This window comes from Nocardia crassostreae (genome assembly GCF_001613405.1).
Lineage (GTDB): Bacteria > Actinomycetota > Actinomycetes > Mycobacteriales > Mycobacteriaceae > Nocardia > Nocardia crassostreae.
This window is the reverse complement of sequence record NZ_BDCH01000035.1, coordinates 16,250-35,746: the sequence shown is the minus strand read 5'-3', so window position 1 is coordinate 35,746 and position 19,497 is coordinate 16,250. Positions and strand designations below refer to the sequence as shown.

General features: G+C 69.8%; 23 protein-coding genes. 13 read left to right on the top strand and 10 right to left on the bottom strand.

Going from position 1 to position 19,497, the window contains the following annotated elements:
• Positions 1-62 precede the first annotated feature (62 nt).
• Both NC4_RS31985 and NC4_RS31980 read right to left on the bottom strand, forming a co-directional pair.
• The gene (locus NC4_RS31985; protein ID WP_067545975.1) at positions 63-608 is read right to left on the bottom strand and encodes a hypothetical protein; all 546 of its coding nucleotides are present in this window, start codon (positions 606-608) and stop codon (positions 63-65) included.
• Entirely contained in the window at positions 601-1,590 is a 990-nt protein-coding gene (locus NC4_RS31980; protein ID WP_067545972.1) for a hypothetical protein, read from the bottom strand. Before NC4_RS31980 ends, NC4_RS31985 begins: the two co-directional genes overlap by 8 nt.
• 197 nt (positions 1,591-1,787) lie before the next feature.
• On the opposite strand from NC4_RS31980, the gene NC4_RS31975 reads away from it, so the two are divergent.
• From NC4_RS31975 to NC4_RS31960, 3 genes are all read left to right on the top strand, one after another.
• Complete coding sequence (locus tag NC4_RS31975; RefSeq protein WP_067545969.1) at positions 1,788-2,768, top strand: hypothetical protein; 981 nt, start codon at positions 1,788-1,790, stop codon at positions 2,766-2,768.
• A 757-nt stretch (positions 2,769-3,525) separates the two neighbouring features.
• Positions 3,526-4,221, top strand: coding sequence for a DsbA family protein (locus NC4_RS31965; protein ID WP_218021353.1), 696 nt, complete (start codon positions 3,526-3,528; stop codon positions 4,219-4,221).
• Entirely contained in the window at positions 4,221-5,123 is a 903-nt protein-coding gene (locus tag NC4_RS31960; RefSeq protein ID WP_067545963.1) for a cytochrome c biogenesis CcdA family protein, read from the top strand. The genes NC4_RS31965 and NC4_RS31960 overlap by 1 nt, the downstream gene beginning before the upstream one ends.
• Here the strand turns inward: NC4_RS31960 and NC4_RS31955 are convergent.
• The gene (locus NC4_RS31955; protein ID WP_067545960.1) at positions 5,043-5,492 is read right to left on the bottom strand and encodes a MarR family winged helix-turn-helix transcriptional regulator; all 450 of its coding nucleotides are present in this window, start codon (positions 5,490-5,492) and stop codon (positions 5,043-5,045) included. The genes NC4_RS31960 and NC4_RS31955 overlap by 81 nt on opposite strands.
• Here NC4_RS31955 and NC4_RS39560 point away from each other — a divergent pair.
• Genes NC4_RS39560 through NC4_RS31940 form a run of 3 tightly spaced genes read left to right on the top strand, consistent with a single transcriptional unit; the run spans position 5,478 to position 6,533 of the window.
• Positions 5,478-5,978: a nuclear transport factor 2 family protein gene (locus NC4_RS39560; RefSeq protein WP_169814909.1), complete on the top strand. Its 501-nt coding sequence runs from the start codon at positions 5,478-5,480 to the stop codon at positions 5,976-5,978. The genes NC4_RS31955 and NC4_RS39560 overlap by 15 nt on opposite strands.
• Positions 5,979-6,010: 32 nt before the next feature.
• Positions 6,011-6,226: a hypothetical protein gene (locus NC4_RS31945; RefSeq protein WP_067545954.1), complete on the top strand. Its 216-nt coding sequence runs from the start codon at positions 6,011-6,013 to the stop codon at positions 6,224-6,226.
• A complete protein-coding gene (locus NC4_RS31940; protein ID WP_067545951.1) occupies positions 6,219-6,533 on the top strand; it encodes a hypothetical protein in 315 nt (104 codons plus the stop codon). The genes NC4_RS31945 and NC4_RS31940 overlap by 8 nt, the downstream gene beginning before the upstream one ends.
• A 13-nt stretch (positions 6,534-6,546) precedes the next feature.
• Here the strand turns inward: NC4_RS31940 and hisH are convergent, their stop codons facing one another.
• From hisH to NC4_RS31915, 5 genes are all read right to left on the bottom strand, one after another.
• Complete coding sequence (gene hisH, locus NC4_RS31935; protein ID WP_067545949.1) at positions 6,547-7,188, bottom strand: imidazole glycerol phosphate synthase subunit HisH; 642 nt, start codon at positions 7,186-7,188, stop codon at positions 6,547-6,549.
• A complete protein-coding gene (hisB, locus tag NC4_RS31930) occupies positions 7,185-7,817 on the bottom strand; it encodes an imidazoleglycerol-phosphate dehydratase HisB (protein ID WP_067545946.1) in 633 nt (210 codons plus the stop codon). Before hisB ends, hisH begins: the two co-directional genes overlap by 4 nt.
• The gene (locus tag NC4_RS31925; RefSeq protein WP_439957573.1) at positions 7,814-8,935 is read right to left on the bottom strand and encodes a histidinol-phosphate transaminase; all 1,122 of its coding nucleotides are present in this window, start codon (positions 8,933-8,935) and stop codon (positions 7,814-7,816) included. Before NC4_RS31925 ends, hisB begins: the two co-directional genes overlap by 4 nt.
• 5 nt (positions 8,936-8,940) lie before the next feature.
• Positions 8,941-10,278 (bottom strand): histidinol dehydrogenase, encoded by a 1,338-nt coding sequence (gene hisD, locus NC4_RS31920; protein WP_067545940.1) that lies wholly within the window; start codon positions 10,276-10,278, stop codon positions 8,941-8,943.
• 117 nt (positions 10,279-10,395) lie between these two features.
• Positions 10,396-11,118 carry a DsbA family protein gene (locus NC4_RS31915; RefSeq protein ID WP_169814908.1) on the bottom strand — a complete coding sequence of 241 codons (723 nt, stop codon included), beginning with the start codon at positions 11,116-11,118 and terminating at the stop codon, positions 10,396-10,398.
• Positions 11,119-11,348: 230 nt separating this feature from the next.
• Here NC4_RS31915 and NC4_RS31910 point away from each other — a divergent pair, with 230 nt between their 5' ends.
• Positions 11,349-11,648, top strand: coding sequence for a hypothetical protein (locus NC4_RS31910; RefSeq protein ID WP_067545934.1), 300 nt, complete (start codon positions 11,349-11,351; stop codon positions 11,646-11,648).
• Positions 11,649-11,764: 116 nt separating this feature from the next.
• Here the strand turns inward: NC4_RS31910 and NC4_RS41925 are convergent, their stop codons facing one another.
• Together NC4_RS41925 and NC4_RS41920 are read right to left on the bottom strand one after the other, a co-directional pair.
• Positions 11,765-11,992: a hypothetical protein gene (locus NC4_RS41925; protein ID WP_157555352.1), complete on the bottom strand. Its 228-nt coding sequence runs from the start codon at positions 11,990-11,992 to the stop codon at positions 11,765-11,767.
• Between the two features lie 72 nt (positions 11,993-12,064).
• Positions 12,065-12,424, bottom strand: a complete 360-nt coding sequence (locus tag NC4_RS41920; RefSeq protein WP_157555351.1) for a hypothetical protein — start codon at positions 12,422-12,424, stop codon at positions 12,065-12,067.
• A gap of 29 nt (positions 12,425-12,453) precedes the next feature.
• Between NC4_RS41920 and NC4_RS31900 the strand changes: the two genes are divergently transcribed.
• The 6 genes from NC4_RS31900 to NC4_RS31875 are packed head-to-tail and all read left to right on the top strand — an operon-like array spanning position 12,454 to position 19,445.
• Positions 12,454-14,439, top strand: coding sequence for a hypothetical protein (locus tag NC4_RS31900; RefSeq protein ID WP_067545928.1), 1,986 nt, complete (start codon positions 12,454-12,456; stop codon positions 14,437-14,439).
• A gap of 50 nt (positions 14,440-14,489) precedes the next feature.
• Positions 14,490-15,026 (top strand): hypothetical protein, encoded by a 537-nt coding sequence (locus NC4_RS31895; protein WP_084529979.1) that lies wholly within the window; start codon positions 14,490-14,492, stop codon positions 15,024-15,026.
• 28 nt (positions 15,027-15,054) lie between these two features.
• A complete protein-coding gene (locus tag NC4_RS31890; protein ID WP_067545921.1) occupies positions 15,055-15,324 on the top strand; it encodes a hypothetical protein in 270 nt (89 codons plus the stop codon).
• Positions 15,325-15,364: 40 nt separating this feature from the next.
• Positions 15,365-15,871 carry a hypothetical protein gene (locus tag NC4_RS31885; RefSeq protein ID WP_157555350.1) on the top strand — a complete coding sequence of 169 codons (507 nt, stop codon included), beginning with the start codon at positions 15,365-15,367 and terminating at the stop codon, positions 15,869-15,871.
• Between the two features lie 9 nt (positions 15,872-15,880).
• On the top strand, positions 15,881-18,736 hold the full coding sequence (locus NC4_RS31880; RefSeq protein ID WP_067545916.1) for a WD40 repeat domain-containing protein: 2,856 nt from the start codon (positions 15,881-15,883) through the stop codon (positions 18,734-18,736).
• Positions 18,717-19,445 carry a WD40 repeat domain-containing protein gene (locus NC4_RS31875; protein WP_067545913.1) on the top strand — a complete coding sequence of 243 codons (729 nt, stop codon included), beginning with the start codon at positions 18,717-18,719 and terminating at the stop codon, positions 19,443-19,445. The genes NC4_RS31880 and NC4_RS31875 overlap by 20 nt, the downstream gene beginning before the upstream one ends.
• Positions 19,446-19,497 lie beyond the last annotated feature (52 nt).

The following is a 19,497-nucleotide window of genomic DNA, read 5'->3' as shown; positions in this document are numbered from 1 at the left end:
TCGTAGTGGTTGCCGGGCGATGCCCAGTCAGCGGCCTGGGCAAATCCGGCAGCTCACCGCGATCAGGTGGGGCGGCCCCACTCGGTGCAGAACACGCCGGAGGTGCGCGGTCCGCGGTCGTGCGGCGGGACCCGGCCGCAGGCCTGGAACCAGCGGGCGCGGCCATTGTCGTCATAGGTGTGGATGGCGGGGGTGGCACGGCCGTCGGCGAGGGGCTGGGTGCAGTCGCGCCAGGTGGCGTCGTCCTGCGGATCGCGGGTGTAGCTCCAGGCCAGCCAGAGTTGGTCCTGATCGGAGCGCGAGTGCACGAGTTCGGCCCACACGATCCAGCCGTATTCGGGATGGCGCTGCGCGCGGATCTCGACGCGGCGATCGCGGATGGTGGTGCCGAAGGCGGTCGAGAACAGCACGGTAATGGTCGCGGTGGCCGGATCCGGTTGGCGGCGTTCGGCGCACATGCCGTAGGACATGAGCGGTTTGGTGGTAATCGATCGGTAGCTGGGCTCGGCGGACCAGTCGTCCCAGCGCAGGCCCGCGCCAGCGCCCGCCGCCGCGCCGAGCAGCAGCGCCACCAGGGCGAGCAGGATCGGTTTCCGTCGTTCAGTCATCGGGCCGATTCCATGAGGTGCAGTTGGTCGATGTGCGCCCGGGGACCTGGAATTCCGCCGGGACGGTCGCACACGTGCGGAACCAGCGCTCCCCGCCCTGGTCGTCGCGGGCGCGCACACCGGGGGTTTGGCGGACCTTGTTGATCGTCGCCCCCGGACACCGGTACACCCGATCCGCGGCGGTCGGGTCGATCCGATGGCTCCATTCCAGCCAGGCGTCATCGTGTTCCGAGGTCGCCCGCGCGAGATAGCCGTACACCACCCAGCCCACCGCCTTCTCCACTTGAACCCGCAATTCGATGCGCTGCGTGGCAGCGGGATCCCCCACCGGCCCGAACCCGATATTCAACTGAATGAACCCATAGGAATCCTTGACCCGCACGGCTTCCGCGCACGGCGGCGTCTCCGGCCGATTCGCCACCACCACCGCCCGGGTGACGCCGAACCCGGTGGCGGACCCGATCACCAGCGCCATCGCCAGCAGCGGCACCGTACGCCACAGTCGCCGTCCCCGGCGCGCAGGCTCCGGCGACGGCCCGACGATCGGTGGAACCTGCTCGGCGGCGGCCTCTTCCGTACCCGTGCCAGCATCCGGTTCGCCCGCGGCCTTCGCCATGGCCCGGCGTCGATTGGCTTTCGCCCGCGCGGCCTGCTCCACCCGGCGGCGCGCGTCGAGCCGATCCCAGGCCGCGAGGATCGACTCCCCGAGATCGACCTCAAGATCCGGATGCCGCGCATCGAGCGCCCGCTCGATACAGGCCGCCAACTGGTGCGCCGTCCGACGTTTCGCAGGCAGCGTCTCCCCCCGAAACCATTGATAGACACTGCTCGACTCCCCCATCTCCCGCCACACGTCCCCGCGCGAGAGCCCCGCCAGATCCGCGACCTCCGCAATCAGCGCGCCGAAGCCCCGCACATCGGAAACCGCCTCCGCCCGTGCGTGCACCCCGGCGGAATCGACCGCGTCCGAAGCCTCGCCCACGGCCCGAGAGCTTACCGCCACCACCGAAAAACCGCAGGCCACAATGACTTCCACACGACTCCTACAGGGTTCCGCACTTCCGAACCCGCACCCGCCGCTGAAACCGTCTACGGGACAAACGAACCGGCGCACCGCCGGACCGAACCGGAAGGACGACCGATGCCGACCACAGCCCGAGAACCGCTGGAGCCGTTGAGATGAACGCCAATCCCCCGCCGCGCAGACCGGTGCGGCGCGCCACGCCGCGGCGGCAGCCGTCGAATCGCGCCCAGCCCACCGCCCGGCCCGCGCCCGCCGCGCCGAACCCGGCGGGCGACGCGGCGGCGCCGTGGTGGAAGAGTCCGCTGACCTGGTTGATCCGGATACTGGTGCTGGCGATCGGCGGGTTCCTCGGCACCCAGTTCGACACCATCATCGGAACGACGCTCGGCAAGCCCGCGGAGAAGATCGGCAGGGACATCATTGTCGAGGACTTCACCCAGGTGCACGATGAAGCCTCGAACTGGGTGCTGCCGAGTGGTGTCGACCCGGCGCCGCTGTTGTCCGACCAGGCGGTCGGGCTCGACGGCCGGTTGGGCTGGCTGCGTGAACACGGCGGTGTGGCGGTCGGTTCGATGACCTGGGAGCTGACGATCAAGGCCGAGCGATCCAGCGCCGTGGAAGTCGTCGATATCGTGCCGGTGCTGACCGAACCCTGCGGCCCGCCACTGACTTCCGGCTACGGATACCTCGACGAGCACGCCGCGGGCGCGTCCGACAAGATCGTTCTCGTCACTGATGTCTCGGCGACCCGGCCGGTTTTCGACCGGGCGGGCGTGGACTCGAAGGGTGACCGCATCGACGTGCCCGCCTTCTTCAGCCAGCAGCGGATCAGTCTGCCCAAGGGTGAGCGGAATACGATCTCGTTCACGACCAAGGTCAACGACGGCCATTGCGCATGGACGTACCGGATCGAGTACATCGCCGAATCGGGTCGTGAGTCGATGGAGATCAGCGCACCGGGCGGCAAACCGTTCGAGGCCACCTCCGGGACCGCGGAACGAACCGCCTACGACTGGGTGGTGCCCAATCCGTCCGAGGCATGTTCCGGGGTGGACTCGACCGTCAGGCCGCTGTGGGACAAGGCGGAATTGCTGGCCCGCAGCAGCGCTGACGTGCAGTGCTGGGGCGAACCCTGAAACATGGTGCGTCGGACCCGCTCCCGACGGCGGGGAGGCGGGTTCGGCGCACCGGGGCCTTTGCTGGTGGGTAGCCGATCGGTGAGTCACGTACACTCGGCGGCGTGAAATTCTGATCCGGGTCGTGCCGACGGCCGTCTCCGCAGCGCCACGGGGTGTTGTTCGGGGGCGCTGTGGTGGCGATCATCGGGTTGGTGGTGGGGCTTATCGCGGCGTGCATGCTGGCGGATCGGGTCGGGATTTCCGCGGGGGCGGCTGGGCCTGAGGCGGTGGCGGCGGTTGCCGGTACCGCGCCGGTTACCGCTGTGCCGGTTGGTGCCGAGCGTGTGAGTTTCACCGGGCAGGCACCGGCTTGCCGGAAGACGCCCGATCAACCGGCGGCGCCGGTGCAGGCCGCGGCTCCGCATCGGGAGGATATTCGGCTGCCGTTGGCGATTCCGGCGGCGCCGGTTTCCGAGATCGGCGGATGCCGGGATTCGGGGGCGTTCGTGCCGATCGATGCGAGCGGGCCGCCGGTATCACCGCTGGATCTGACTACCGTTCTGCGGATTTAGACGACCCGCCCCGTGCTGCGCGCCCTCGTGGCGGCGGGACCGGGGTCAGGCAGGTCGTCAATTCACAGTTCGCGTGTCCGTGGAGTGGGCGCGGGTAGTCAGGAGCATTCACTTTTATGTCCGAACGTTCGAAGAGTCGTGCCCGGAAGTCGTCTGCGACAGCGGTTCCCACCGGATCGCCCATCCGCAAGATCGGGGCGGGGGTGGCTGTTTTCGCCGCTGTCGTGCTGCTCGTGCTGGCGGTCTCACAGATGGTGAGCAAGAACGACGAGGAGGGGGCGCAGGCCGATAAGACGGCCACCTCGCAATCCGGCGACAACGAGATGTTCCGGCAGTTGGCGGGGTTGGCGCGGCGCGATGCCAAGGATCCGATGGCGCGGGGGGGGGTGAACGCGCCGGTGGTGATGATCGAGTATTCGGATTTCCAGTGCCCGTACTGCAAGCAGTTCGCGCAGCACACCGAGCCGCAGTTGGTACAGAAGTATCTCGACAGCGGGCAGTTGCGGATCGAGTGGCGGAATGTGGCGTTCTTCGGGGCGGAATCGGAGCTGGCGGCGCGGGCCGCGTGGGCTGCCGGACAGCAGGGGAAGTTCTGGGAGATGCACGATCTGCTGTTCGCGAACTCGCCCGCCAAGAAGAATACCGGGGCGTACACCGAGGACAGCGTGACCGGCTGGGCGGGGCAGGCGGGGGTCGCGGATCTCGGGAAGTTCCGGGCCGATCTGAACTCGGATGCGGCGCGTAATGCGGTGAACGCCGATATCAACGAGGCGGTCGGGATCGGGGTGAACTCGACTCCGGCCTTCCTGATCAATGGGCGGCCCGTGCTCGGCGCACGCCCGGTGGAGCAGATGATGTCGGTCATCGAGGCGGGCCTGCAGGACCAGGCGGGACAGTGATGACGTCCGGAATCGGTTACGTCGCAGCCTTTTTCGGTGGCATTCTCGCGCTGCTCAGCCCGTGCAGCGCACTGCTGCTGCCGAGCTTCTTCGCCTATTCGTTCGGATCCACCGGCAAACTGATCTCCCGCACCGGCGCCTTCTACTTGGGCCTGTGCACGACCCTGGTCCCGCTGGGCGCGGCCGGATCGCTGCTCGGCGGCGTCCTGACCCGCCACCGCGAACTGGTCATCGCCATCGGCGGCTGGACCATCATCGCCCTCGGCGTGCTCCAGATCCTCGGCCGCGGTTTCGCTTTCGGCTTCGCACAGCGCGGCATGGCCAAACACAGTGGCTCCGAGAAATCCGGCGCGGTCTACCTGCTGGGCATGGTCTACGGACTGTCCGGATTCTGCGTCGGCCCCATCCTCGGATCGATTCTCACCGTGGCGGCGCTGAGTTCCTCCCCCGTGCACGGCGGCTCACTGCTGGCCGTCTACGCCCTGGGCATGGCCATGCCGCTGTTCGTGCTGGCAATCCTGTGGGACCGTTTCGATCTCGGCCGCCGCCGTTGGCTGCGCGGCCGCACCTTCACGGTCGACCGCCTGCACCTGCACACCACCTCGCTGATCTCCGGCGTGTTCTTCATTGCCGTCGGCGCCCTGTTCCTGCTCTCCGACGGCGGCAATATCTTCGCCGGAACCGTTAGCGCCGAAACGGGATTCGATACGGAGACCCAGGTGATGCGCCTGAGCGACGCCGTCTCGGATACCACGGCGCTGCTCCTGCTGGGCGTGGCGGCGCTGCTGCTCGTGGCCTGGCGACTGCTCCGGACCGACCGGTCAGCGACTGTGACGCTCCAGGATTCGGGTGAGCAGCAGGATGAAATTGGCGCGCTCAGCGGCGGTAAAGCCGACCAGTAGCTCGTCCTGCGCGACGGCCAGCCGGTCGTCGAGTTCGCGCAGGTGATCGGCGCCGGATCGGGTGAGTCCCACAATGTTCCGGCGCCGATCGCCCGGGTCCGGGCTGCGCGTCACGAAGCCGCGCTCAGCCAGATCATTGACGGCCGCGACCATATCGCTGCGATCGATCCCGGTCCGCCGCCCCAGCTCCGCCTGACTGTCCGCCCCGAACTCGTCCAGGGTCGCCAGCAGCGCGTAGTGATGCCGCCGCGACCCCGTCGCCTCCATGGCCCGCTCGGTCGCCCGATTGGCAATGATGGCAACCTGATTGACCAGCCGTGTCGGCAAGGCCCGCAGCCGCCCCGATGCCCCCTCGTGCGCCATTTCCATGCCAGCACTCTAACAACACTTGTTGGTGACACCCACAATCTGATACGTTGGTCTCGCCAACGTTGGCCACACCGCCTCACGCGCGCCCTGGACGAAGCCCGCTTCGACGAATTCACCGCCATCTACACCCCCGACGCCACCGCCAAGACCCCCGGCGGCCTCGCCTCCGGCCGCGAGGCGGTCACCGCCCAGGCCCGCCGAAACCACGACCCCGACACGACAATCCAGCACTCCGTCAGCAATGTCATGATCACCCTGACCGGCGATTCCGCCACCGTCCACGCCAACCTCATCGCCGCGTTCACACCCGGGAACGCCGCCGGCGCCTACCCGCCGCCCAGCCCCGACTACGTCCTGAGCGGCCTCTACAGGTTCGATGCCGCCCGCACACCCGCGGGCTGGCAGCTGTCCCATGTGGAAACCGTCCCGCTCTGGTCCACCGGCACGCCCGCCGTACCCGCCGATCGACGCGCCGGAAACGATTGAGAGGCAGTGGCTATGGCCGTACGATCGTACGCATGGCCACGAAGGTGACCGTACTGCTGCCGGATGCGATCGCGGTGCGGCTCAAGAAGGTTGCCGGGGAGGGCAAGCAGAGCGAGTACATCGCTCGGGTCGTCCGGCAGCGCATGCTCGAGGACGATCTCCGCAAGCTCGCCGCGTTCGAGGCCGAACACGGCGGGCCGGACATGTCCTTCACCGCCGAAGGGACCCTGTTCCGAGCCGATGAGTGATCCCGGTGCGCAAGGCGAGATCTGGCGGATTCGCACCGTGGCCGGGCTCCAGTTCTCGGTCGTCATCGTGGACTCCGACGCTGTCGCCCGGCTCCGGCCGTCGATTCTCTGCGCCCGGGTGCGCGAGGCCCGGGAGGTGCCGCCCTCGCTGGAACTGCTCACCGTCCGGCTGCCGGGCGACTATGTGATCGCGGTCCACGACATGGCCGCCCTACCCAAGGATTACTTCGTCAGCCGTCAGGCACGACTGACCGAAGCCTCGCTCGAGGAGTTGAAGGTGACCCTCCGGGCCCGGTTCGATCTCTGAATCCCGCGCCCGATCAGAGCGATTCGACCCAGTTGCGCAGCAGGTGGGCTCCGGCGTCGCCGGACTTCTCCGGGTGGAACTGGGTGGCCGAGAGCGGTCCGTTCTCCACCGCCGCCAGGAACGGCACACCGTGCTCCGCCCAGGTCAGCTTGGGCAGCGCGATGTGGCTGGCGGTCTCGTCGGTCCAGGCCCAGTGCTGGGCGGCGTAGGAATGGACGAAGTAGAAGCGGGTCTCGGCGTCCATCCCGGCGAACAGGACACTGTCCTCGGGAGCCTTGACCGTATTCCAGCCCATGTGCGGCAGCACGGGGGCGTCCAAACGCTCGACGACACCGGGCCATTCGGCGCAGCCCTCGGTCTCGACGCCGAATTCGACGCCGCGTTCGAAGAGCATCTGCATGCCCACGCAGATGCCGAGGACGGGACGCCCGCCCGCGAGGCGCTTGCCGATCATGCGGTCACCGCGCACACCCAGCAGCCCGGACGTGCAGGCGGCGAACGCGCCGACGCCGGGGACGACGAGACCGTCGGCGTTCAAGGCGATTTCGGGATCCGCGGTAACGGTGACCTGCGCGCCGGTGCGAGCCAGCGCCCGCTCGGCGGAGTGCAGATTGCCGGAGCCGTAGTCGAGGAGGGCGATCTTCTTGGTGCTCATAGGGTTCCCTTGGTGGAGGGGATGCCGGTCACGCGCGGGTCGTACTCGACCGCGGCGCGCAAAGCCCGTGCGACAGCCTTGAATTCGGCCTCGGTGATGTGGTGCTGGTCGCGGCCGTAGAGCACGCGCACGTGCAGGGCGATGCGGGCATTGAGCGCGATGGACTCGAACACGTGGCGGTTGATCACGGTCGAGTAGGACGCGCCCACGCCCACGCTCGGAATCACGTTGTGCAGCATGTGTTCCGGCTCGCCGGTGTGCACGCAGTACGGACGGCCCGAGACGTCGACGATGGCCTGGGCGAGGGTTTCGTCCATGGGGATGAAGGAGTCGCCGAAGCGGCGAATCCCCTTCTTGTCGCCGAGCGCCTGGGTGAGGGCCTGACCGAGGACGATGGCGGTGTCCTCGACGGTGTGGTGGGCCTCGATCTCGATATCGCCCTGGGCCGCGATGGTCAGGTCGAAGCTGCCGTGCTGGCCGAATGCGGTGAGCATATGGTCGTAGAACGGGACACCGGTGGAGATGTCGGTCTTACCGGAACCGTCGAGGTTGAGCTCCACCACAATGCTGGATTCGCGGGTGGTGCGTTCGACGCGGGCGATTCGGTCCATGTTCGCTTCCGTACTCATGAGGCGACCAGTTCGGTCGCGACCAGTGTGGCGCTGACACGCAGGAATTCGTCGTTCTCGGCGGCCAGGCCGATGGTGGCGCGCAGATATCCCGGAATGCCGACATCGCGAATGAGGACGCCCTCGTCGAGATAGCGCTTCCAGGTGGCGGGCGCATCGGCGAAGCGGCCGAAGAGCACGAAGTTGGCGTCGGAGGGAATGACCTCGTAGCCGAGTTCGTCCAGCGCCGCCATGACGCGATCGCGCTGCGCCGCCAATTCGGCCACGCTGCCGAGGGTTTCGTCGGCATGCCGCAGGGCCGCGCGCGCGGCGGCCTGGGTGACCACCGACAGGTGGTACGGCAGCCGCACCAGCAGCAGCGCGTCGATGACGGCGGGCGCGGCCGCCAGATAGCCGAGCCGCCCGCCCGCGAAGGCGAATGCCTTGCTCATGGTGCGGGTGACCACCACCTTGGCCGGGTACCGGTCGATGAGGGCGATGGCGCTGGGGGCGCTGGAGAATTCGCCGTACGCCTCGTCCACCACCACGATGCCGGGGGCGGCGTCGAGGATGCGAACCAGGTCCTCCTGCGGAATGCTGTGCCCCGTCGGGTTATTGGGGCTGGTCACGAATACGACATCGGGGCGGCGTTCGGCAATGGCCGCGACGGCGTAGTCGATATCGAGGGTGAAGTCGCCGTTGCGCTTGGCCTCGATCCATTCGGTGTCGATGCCCTCGGAGATGATCGGGTGCATCGAGTACGACGGCACGAAACCCAGTGCGCTGCGGCCGGGTCCGCCGAAGGCCTGCAGCAGTTGCTGCAGGATCTCGTTGGAGCCGTTGGCCGCCCACAGATTCGACACATCCAGCGCGACGCCGGTCTGCCGGGTCAGGTAGGCGGCCAGATCGGTGCGCAGCCCCACCGCATCGCGGTCCGGGTAGCGGTGCAGATCGGCGGCCGCGGCGCGCACGGATTCGGCGACATCGTCGACCAGCGCCTTGCTCGGCGGGTGCGGGTTCTCATTGGTATTGAGCTGCACGGGCACCGTCAATTGTGGTGCGCCGTACGGGCTTTTGCCGCGCAGATTGTCCCGCAGCGGTAGATCGTTCAGGGAGATTCGCGATCCGGGGGCAGTCACAGCATTCACCGCAGCTCTCCGAATCGCACCTGCACGGCCTGACCGTGCGCGGGCAGGTCCTCGGCATTGGCCAGCGCCACCACGTGTCCGGCCACATCCTTCAGCGCCGCCTCGGAGTACTCCACGACGTGGATGCCCCGCAGGAAGGTCTGCACGCTCAAACCCGAAGAGTGCCGGGCGCATCCGGCGGTGGGCAGCACGTGATTGGATCCGGCGCAGTAGTCGCCCAGGCTCACCGGCGACCACGCGCCCACGAAAACCGCTCCGGCACTGCGCACCCGGGCCGCCACGGCGGCCGCGTCGACGGTCTGGATCTCCAGGTGCTCGGCGGCGTAGGCGTTCACCACGCGCAGGCCCTGCTCGATATCGTCGACGAGCACCGTGCCGGACTGCTTGCCGGACAAGGCTTCCGCGACCCGGTCGTGGTGCTTGACCACGGCCATCTGCGCGGTCAGCGCGGCATCGACGGCATCGGCCAGCTCCACGCTGTCGGTGACGAGCACGCTGGCGGCGAGCACATCGTGCTCGGCCTGCGAGATGAGATCGGCCGCGACGTGCCCCGCATCGGCGGTGGCGTCGGCCAGAATCGCGATCTCGGTCGGCCCGGCCTCGGCATCGATGCCGACCAGCCCGCGGCACAGCCGCTTGGCGGCGGTCACGTAGATATTGCCCGGCCCGGTGATCATGTCGACCGGTTCCAGCTGCGCGCCATCGGTATCGGTGCCGCCGTAGGACAGCAGCGCCACGGCCTGCGCACCGCCGACCGCCCACACCTCGGTGACACCGAGCAGCTGCGCGGCCGCCAGGATCGTCGGGTGCGGCAGGCCGCCGAACTGCGCCTGCGGCGGCGAGGCCACCACCAGCGAATCCACGCCCGCGGCCTGGGCCGGGACCACATTCATGACCACGCTCGACGGGTAGACGGCATTGCCGCCCGGCACGTACAGGCCGACCCGCTCAACCGGAACCCACCGCTCGGTGACGGTGCCGCCGGGCACCACCTGGGTGGTCTTATCGGTGCGCCGCTGATCGTCGTGCACCTTGCGGGTGCGCTCGATGGCGACCTCGAGGGCGGTCCGCACCTGTGGATCCAGTTCGGCCAGGGCCTTCTCCAGCTCGGCCGCGGGCACCCGCACCGACACCGGTCGCACACCGTCGAACTTCTCGCTGTACTCGATGGCCGCCTCGACGCCCCGATCGCGAATCGCCTCCACGACCGGCCGCACATGATGCAGCACCGAGTCCACGTCGACGCCCCCGCGCGGCAGAGCCGCGCGCAGTTCGGCAGCAGTGGGCGTACGTCCGCGCAGATCCACGCGGGCGAGCTCGATGCGGCTAGTCATAGCGCTGTGCAGTCCTTGTCTGTGCTGATTCGAAAGGGGTCCACCACGCAGCCGAAACTGCTTGCGACCAGCTATCAGACTATCGGGTCGGCGCCAACGCTTATCTCTGGGCGCGGGCTAGCGCTGTTCCTGAGCCCGGGCCACCGCCGCGCGCAGACCGTCGGGGGTGAGGTTTTCGACAGTCTGGTCACCCACCTTCACCACCGGGACATGGGTCAGACCGACGGCAATGGCGGCGCGACCGTGCGCTTCGACGAATCCGGCGTACCGGTCCGAGGTGATGCAGTCCGCGACATCGGAGCCGCTGGCACCGGCGTGGGCGGCGATTTCCACCAGGCGGTCGTCGGTGAGTCCCGGCCCGCCCTCGGCGGGTTGCGCCTCGAAGACCCGCTGTTCGAAATCGGGCCAGGCGTCCTTGTCCGCTACCGCAAAGCACACCCCGGCATTGGAGGCACGGGCGGAGTAGCGGTCCGTGGAGGCGCGATCGAGTACGGCGACGGTGTCGTATTCGACGGCGATCGCGCCGGAGCGCACCAGTTCGGTCAGCGTGGGTCCCGTGGTGGCGGTGAACTCGCGGCATACCGGGCATTGGAAGTCGGTGGTGACCGTGACCGTGGTCGGGGCGTCGCCGAAGCGGAGTCGGCCGTCGGCGGTGAAGACAGCGGGCGGGGCGACCGCGGCGGCGGCCTGTTCCTTGTCTCGATGCCTGGCCTGGAAGCTCACGGCGATCACGGCGATCAGAGCGATCAACACGACCGCGGCGCCCACCGTGAACGGCGTGAAATATCGGCGCGGTCGCGCCGCCCGGGCGACGGTGCGGCCGCTGCGATTTTTGCTCACGGCAATCACGCTGCCTTTCGAATTCGATGAATTCCATCGGTAGCCACAGTATTGCTGGACTGTCGATCAGGATCTTCGACGCCTTAATCCGTCAAGTCGATCCGCAGTAAAAAAGCCGTAACTCTTATCCGCAGCGGAGATCCAGGACCACGTCTACGACCTGCACATACTAACCGTTTGTAGCCCCGGTCACATTGACCCTCCCGGGTCCGCCTTCGGACCATCGACCGATGACCTGCATCGGCAAACTCGCGGCATTAGCTGCGTTCACCGCACTCACCTTTCCGGGCGCGGTACTCGGGGCGCCGGTCGAGGCTGCGGCCGAACCGGCTACCGAGTGCGTCACCGATGATTCGGTGCCCAACGAGATCACCCTCTCCTGCCCGCCCGGAGCGGGCGCCGGACAGCACGCCTTCATCCGGTGCCGCGATATCGGCGGGCTCGCGCATACCCGCATCGGCCCGGCCCTGGGCGCCGAGGGCGGTGTGTCACGAGCGAATTGTGCGGCCAGGGAAACCGGCCCGGCCTGATTGCAGATCCCTGTCGATCGAAAGGTTCCTGCCATGTCCGCATCACTCGCACGCACCCGGACGACCAAGCGCGCCGCCCGGCAGCAGAAGGAGTGCAAGCGCAATCGCCGCGGTCTCTACGCGGCGGCGGCCTTCGCCTCGCTGGCCACCGTCATGGTGACGACCGGTGAGGCCACGGCCCAGGCGCCCGCGCCCCTCGTCCCGCCCGTCTCCCCCGGTGATCTGGCGCGCCCGGCCATCGGCGCACCCGGGCAGCCGACGCTCGATATTCCGGACCTCGGCGCGCCGCTGCCGGAACTCGGCACGGCCATCGGCAATGCCGTCCCGGGTCTCGGCACCGCCATCGGCAATGCGGTCCCGGACCTCGGCACGGTGCTCGGCCCGGATCTGGGTCCCGCGGCGCAGGGCGTGCTCGATCAGGCCATGGGTGCGCTGAGCGATGCCACCGCGGGAACCCCGGTGGCGCCGTGGATTCCCCAGGCTCCGCAGCAGGCCGCACCGGCCCCCGGCGGTCCCGCCACCACCCCGGCGGTCGGCACGGTTCCGGGCGGTGCTCCCCAGTTGTCCGGTCTGCTCGGACCGGTCGCCGCGCCGATCACCGAGATCGCGGCCGCCGCGGCCGAGGTGGCGGGTTCGGGTCTGGATCTGCGGCAGCTGGCGGGGTGGGCGGACACCACGTTCCCGTCCGGTCCGCTGCGGCAGCCGGTGCAGGATCTGCTGAACTTCGTGACCCGGGCCATCGAGGCCGCCGGTTCCCGCCGGGATCCGGACAGCACGCGCGATCCCATCACCGAGCTGATCGACCGTGGCCGCGGGCGGCGCCATCGCCTCCGGGGTCGCGGTCATCGCGGGCCTGATCGCCACGGCGGCACTGGTTTTCGCGCTGCCGGTGGTGGGCCCGCTGCTCGCGCCGCTGTTCCTGGCGGTGCTGGTCGGCATTCCTGCCGCACTCGGCCTGCTGTTCCTGTTCGGCGCCGCGGGCATTTCGGGCCTGCTGGTGGCGCTGTGCACCACATTCATCCTGGTGTCGGCGGTGACCTGGGCATCGGGCACGGTGATCGTGGGCGGCCTGCTCATGCTGCTGATGCCGTACACGATTCCGTTCGTACTGCCCGCACTCATCGCCTTCGCGGCCGTCGTGGCGGCGGCGACCATGGGTCTGGTCGCGCTGAATTTCGTCTTCACCCTGGGCGGATTCATCGCGCTGACCGGTCTCATGATCGCCTGGGCGCTGGCGGCGGTCGCGGTCACGGCGGTGGGCGGACTGGCGATCAATGTGCTGTCCTTCGCCATGCTGACGCTGACGCTGGGCGCGCTGATCGTCATCAATCCGCCGATCGCGCTGCTGGCCCTGCCGTTCCTGTTGGGCGCGCAGCTGCTCACGGTGCTGGCCGGTATCGGCGGCACGGCGATCGTGACCGGTCTGCTCATGGGTCTGGTCGGCGTGCTGACCGTGGCCAGCGGTATTCCGCTGGCGCTCACCGCGCTGCTGATCATCACCTCGTTCGTCTACGCGGCCGCGCTGTTCCCGCCGTTCCTGCTGGCGGCGATTCCGGTGGCGATCGCGGCCACCGTGGTGGCCGGTGTGGTCATCAGCGCCGTCCTGGCGGCCGGATTGGCCATTCTGGGTGCGGAATTCGTGGCCGGTGCGGCTCTGACCTTCGGCGTGGCGCTGGCCGCGGTGATCGCCATGCTGCCGGTCGGCGTGGCCGCGCTGGCGCTGGCCGTGGTGCTCACGCTGCCGTTCCTGATCGTGGGCCCGTTCGCGCCCATCCTGTCCACCGCGCTGTCGCCGGTCATCGCCCTCGCCATCGGCGCGGTCTGGCTGCCGTTCCTGGTGGCCGGGCTGACCGTGGCCGGTGCGGCGCTGGGCATCAGCGCCCTGGGTCTGCTCGGGGTGCCGCTGCTGGCGCTCATCCTGGCGGGCGGATTGTGGGTCGCCGTCAAGGGATTCGCGCTCGCCGCCTGGCTGGTGACCATGGCCATCGATTTCTCCGCCCCGGTGATCCTGGGCGTGCTGGCGGTCCTGGCCCTGGCTCCCATCGCGGCCGCACTGGCCGCACTGGTCGCGGCGGCCCTGCCGATCCTGGCGCTGGCGGCGCTCGGCGCGGTGGCGGCCGCGGCGACTCCGGTGGCGGCCCTCGGCCTGGCCGCGGTCGCGGTGATCGGCATTCCGCTGCTGGCCGTCGGTGTGCCGCTGGCCCTGGTCGGGGTGATCGCCCTCGCCCTGCTGCCGCTGCTCCTGCTGGCGATTCCGGTGGGCGCGTTCGCCATTGCGCTGGCCCTGCCGGTGCTGGCGGCCGTCGCCGCCGGTGGCGCGACCGGACTGGGCGCGCTGGCACTGGCCGCCCTGGCGGCGGTGGCCATTCCGGCCGTGGCCGTCGCGGCGGCGGTGGCCATCCCGGCGCTCGCGCTCGGACTGCCGCTGCTGCTGGCCGGTACCGCGCTCGGCGCACCGCTGGCGCTGGCCGCACTGGTGGCGCTGGTGCTGCTGCCGCTGCTGTTGCTACTGGATCCGGGATTCCGGTCGTATGTCATCTCCGCCATTCGCGCGGCCCAGGACGGGCAGGGCAGTGGCGGGTCGGCGGCGACCGGCAGCCAGTTCCTCGACAGCATTACCGATACCGCGAGCCTGGACCAGGTCATCGCCGGATTGCAGGCGCTGCTGGCGCCCGCGGCCCGGCCGGTCGCCGCGCCCGTCGCACACGCCGACATTCCCCTGCTCGGCAGCGACGCCGCGGACGGCTTGCAGGACAACGACACCCGGCGCCTCGTCTCGGTCGGCGTGTGAGCGTCATCGAAATCCCCTCTCCCATCCCCTCGGAAAACAAGGAGTTCGTCATGAATGTCGAAACCAACGAGAACACCGCGGGATTCGATCCGTCCGATCCGGCCCTGCATCTGGAATACCTGTACGGCCCGCAGTGGCGGGCGGTGGTGCGGATCGTGGAGCGCGCCGCCCAGCTCACCGCGGAGGAACGGGAGCGGCTCAATGCCGAGGCCGGTAAGCAGATGCAGGCCGGAATGGCGGCGCTGACCGGCGGCGGCACCGGCGGGCTGGCCGGGCTGCTGTCCGGCCTCGGCCAGCCCTCGGAAGATCCGCAGCCGCTGCAGATCGCGAGCGAGACGGCCAAGGAGTTCGGCCGCTCCCGCAATGTGCAGATCGCGGGACTCGTTGCCGGGCAATCGGTCTCGGCTCCCGCGACGGCGGGCGGCGATATCGCCGGGTTGCTGCAATCGCTGGGCTTCATCGGCACGCTCACCGTGGTCAGCCAGGCCGTGACCGCGGCCGTGCTGGGCGATCTCGTGGGCCGCGGCCGCTTCACGCAGGACGTCTACGACGCCCTGACGCGGCCGTGGCACGACACCATCTCCTGACCCGTCCCCGACGTTCGAGGAGTACGCCATGCTGGAATTCAGATCCGTGGGCACCAGCACCGTCGATCCGGTCGGCGGCCTGATCGACATCCGTTCCGCCCCTGTGGGTTACGGATACTACGAGGAGAATGTGGGCGAGGCCGCGCCCCGGCCCCGTCACCGCCGCCCCGGCCCGGTGGGCTGGTGGAATCGGCACCGGTGGACCCGGCTCGGTCTGGGCATGGCCCTGGTGGCGAATCTGGGCTTCCTCCCGGCCGTGCAGAACGCCTTGCTCACCGGGTTGTCCCATGTCGCCTGATCGGGCGCGCCGGGCGGCGACTGTCATCGTGGCGGCCACGATGACAGTCGCCGCACTGGCAGGCTGCTCCGGCGAGCAGTCCGCGCCCGGCGCGGGCCCGGATCCCGATACCGCCGACTGCACGGTCGGCAGCCGCAGCGTCGGCCGCCTGCAGAACACCTTCACATCCCTGTCCAACCAGCTGAACGGGATCGGCCCCGCCTCCGAGCGCGGTGACGTGGGCGAGGTCGGCCGCCGGGTCCGCGAGGCGGCGCGCCTGTCGGCCGCCATCGACGCCGAGTTCGACGCCGCGACCGATACCATGGATTCGCCCTTGTCCCGGCGGGCCTTCACCGCCGTCGGCGACGCCGGGTCCGCATTGCACGACGCGCTAACCCGGCTCGGTCAGGCCATCGACGGGGCCAGTCCGGCGCCGGACACCGTCGAATCGGTTCAGCAAGCTCTGCACGCGCTCGATACGTCGGTGGAGGGTATGCGCTTGTCCTGTTCCTCGGTGCTCGCCGAATCCACGATCACACCGCAGCCCGGTCCGGGCGTGCGGCGGTAGGCGGCGCCATTGCCGGACACCGACGCGACTCGGCTGCCCCGCCAATCGGATTCGATCGGCGGGGCGGACGGCGGCTCCGACAGCCGGGCCGCCTTCGCCGCGCGGCTCTCGGCCTTGTTCGCCGCAGCCGGGGCGCCGACGGTGAAATCGGTGATCCGCGCCGCGAATACGCGGATTCGGCCCGGCTGCACGCCGATCACGGCGCAGCGCATCAGCGATTGGCGGCACTGGCATCGCATTCCGGCCACCTTCGAATCGATCCTGCCGGTGCTGGAGGTGCTCATCGGGCAGACTCGGGCGCGGCCGCCCGATCCGCGGCTGGATCCGGCCCTGCTGGATATGCGGCGCTGGCATGCGGACTGGCAGAGTTCGCGGGCGGTGCAGGAGCCGCGGGCCGATACGGGTCGCGCGCCCTATCGGGGGCTGGCGGCCTATCGGCCGGAGGACGCCGATCTGTTCTTCGGCCGCGCCGCGGCCGCGGCCGGATTGTGGGAGCTGATCGATCAGGCCGAATCCGCGCCCGGGCCGGGGCTGGTGCTGGTGGATCGCGGCGAATTCCTCTTCGCGCGCTGCGCTGCCGAGGTCGCGGACGGTTTCTTCAACCGGTTGGTGGAGCTGACCGCGCCGGAGGCCGAACCGCGTACGACGGTCGTATTGGCGTGCGACAGCGCCTATCTCACCGATCTGGCGAATCATCCGGCGCTGGCGCCGCTGTCGAATCCGACGCTGCTGCTGGAACCCATGTCGGATGCGGAGATGCGCGAGGCCATCACCCGGCCCGCAGCCGCCACCGGGCTCAAGATCGAGGACAGCCTGATCGAGGTGCTGCTGCGGGAGCTGTCGAGCTTCGCGCCGCACAGTCCGATCCGGCTGCCCATGCTGTCCTATGTGCTCGCCACGACCTGGGAGAACCGGCGCGGCACTACCTTGACCCTGGACGCGTGCCGCGAATCCGGCGGTGTCGCGGGCGCGGTCGCGAAGGGCTGCGAGACGCTCTGGTCGCTCATGAGTGATCGCGATCGGGCGGCGGCGCGGACCGTGCTGGTGAACCTGGTCTTCCTGGGACCGACCGCCGCGCAACGCAATCGGCTCTCGCCGGAGGTGCTGATCCGGGAGGCCGAGGATCCGGAGGCGACGGCTGCGGTGATCGCGTGGCTGACCAAGGTGCGCATTGTGGTGCGGCACCGCGACGAGATCGAACTAGTGCACGACGGGCTGCTCACCGCCTGGCCGCGGATGGCCGAATGGCTCGCCGAGGAACGGCAGTTCACGGCGGTGCGGCCGCGCATCGAGGCCGATGCGCGGGAGTGGGCGGCACACGGCAGGCCCCCGCGACTGCTCTATCGCCGCACCCGGCTCGAGGATGCCCTCACCTGGTTGCGGCGCACCGACACCTCGAATCGGGTGGCGCGAGAGTTCCTGTCCGAGTCCACGATTCGGCAGCGTCGCCGCATGCTGCGGAAACGATTGCTGCAGGCCGGGATCGCCGCGCTGGTGGCCATTGCCCTGGTGCTGGCGCTCGCGGTCTTCACGGGCCGGGTCACGGTGACGCAGGAACGGCGCGGGGCCTGGCTCGGCGAGATAATCAGCGAATCTCAACGGCTGCAGGAGATCGACCCCGGACTGTCGGTGCAGCTCGCGCTGGCCGGATACCGGATGAACGAGCAGTCGCCGACCGCCCGGAGCCGGTTGCTCGCGGCGCAGAGCCTGCCGGTGAACGTCACCTCGGCGGTCACGCACGCCGGGCCGGTGGCCGGGCTGGCACTGAGTCCGGGCCGACGGCTGGCGGCGAGCGCGGGCACCGACGCGACGGTCCGGCTGTGGGATCTGTCCGATACCCGGTCCATCGGCGCCTTGGGCGAACCGCTGAGCGGGCACCGTGATTCGGTGTCGGCGGTGGCCTTCGACCCGGCGGGCGAGACACTGGTGAGCGGCGGTGAGGACGGCGTCGTCCAGGTCTGGGATGTGCGCGATCCCCGGGCGGCCGTGCGGGCCGGATCCGTGGATATCGGTGCGCCCGTGACCAGGCTGACCTATCTGGGCGATGGCCGGACCGTGGTGGCAGCCACCGATGACGGCGGCCTGTCGACCCTGGATACCACTGTGCCGCAATCGATCCGGAAGGTCGATGCGATTGCCGCGCATTCCGGGTCGGTGCGCGCGCTGGCGCTGGGACCCGATACCGCCGACCTGGCCAGCGGGTCCGAGGACGGCGTCGTGCGCCTGTGGACGGCCGACGGCGGGCGGCTCACCCCGTCCGGCGCGCCGCTGACGGTGCCCGGTGCGCTCACGGCGCTGGCGCTGGGCTCGGATCACCTGCTCGCGGCCGGTACCGCCGACGGCCTGCTCCAGGTCTGGGATGCCCGCGATCCGCAGCGGCCGCGGCTCATCGCGAGCGAGCACGCCCGCCGGGTGCCGATCACGGGCCTGGCCTTCAGCCGCCGCGGTCAGGTGCTGGTCGCGGCGGGATCCGATGGCGCACTGCGCTTCTGGGACACCCACGATCACGAGCGGGTGCTGCCCACCGGCTGGCATGCGCAGGGCAGCGGCGGTTCCGCGGAATCGGTGGCGGCCCTGTCCGACAACGAGTTGGTCACCGCCGGTTCCGACGGCACCATCAGCACCTGGACCGCCTCGATGGTGCACGTGCCCATCGTGTTCGACGGCGCGCTCACCGACGCCGGGCTGGACCGCGACGGCCGCCTGCTGGCCAGCGGCCTGCGCGACGGCCGGGTCGCGCTGTGGGATGTCACCGACCCCCAGCAGGGCCGTCGTCTCGGCGAATTCACCGCCGCCCCAACCGATTCCGGCGGCATCCGGCTCGCCGTCCGCCCCGACGGGCGCCATGCTGGCGACCGCCGGTGACGGCGCCGTCCGGCTGTGGGATATCCGCGACCCGAGCCGTCCCACCCCTGCCGGACCGTCGCTGGGCGAAAACCTCGTCCCCACCGTGGTTTTCACCTCCGACGGCACTCGCCTGCTCACCGGAGCACCGGACAATGCCCTCCAACTGTGGGACGTTCCGGACCGTTCCGCCCGCCCCCTCGGCCCGCCCCTCACCGGTTCCGACCGCGACCTGCAAGCGGCCGACCTGTCCCCATCCGGCGCCCTGGTCGCGGCCGCGGACGCCGCCACCCACATCCACCTCTGGGACCTCGCCGACCCGGCAAACCCAACCCACCACACCATCGACACCGGCGACGTCATAGTCCGCACCCTGCGCTTCACCCCCGACGGCCGCCGCCTCGTCACCGGCGACAATGACGGCACGGTCCGCCTCTGGGACGTCACCGACCCCACCCACCCCACCCAACTCGCCACCACCCGCGCCCACGTCGGCGCCGTCCGCACCCTGACCTTCGACCACGACGGCCGCCGCCTGGCCTCCGGCGGCGACGACCGCACCGCCCGCCTCTGGACCCTCACCGACGCCACCCTCACCCCCACCGGCGCCCCCTCACCGCCCCCGTCGGCTGGACCTGGTTCCTCTCCTTCCTCCCCCGAGACGAATCCCGCCTCTTCGCCATGGGCGACCGCATCTCCGTCCTCTGGTACACCGACCCCGCCGCCGTAGCCGACATGCTCTGCGCCACAACCTCGGACCACATCGACGAACAACAATGGCG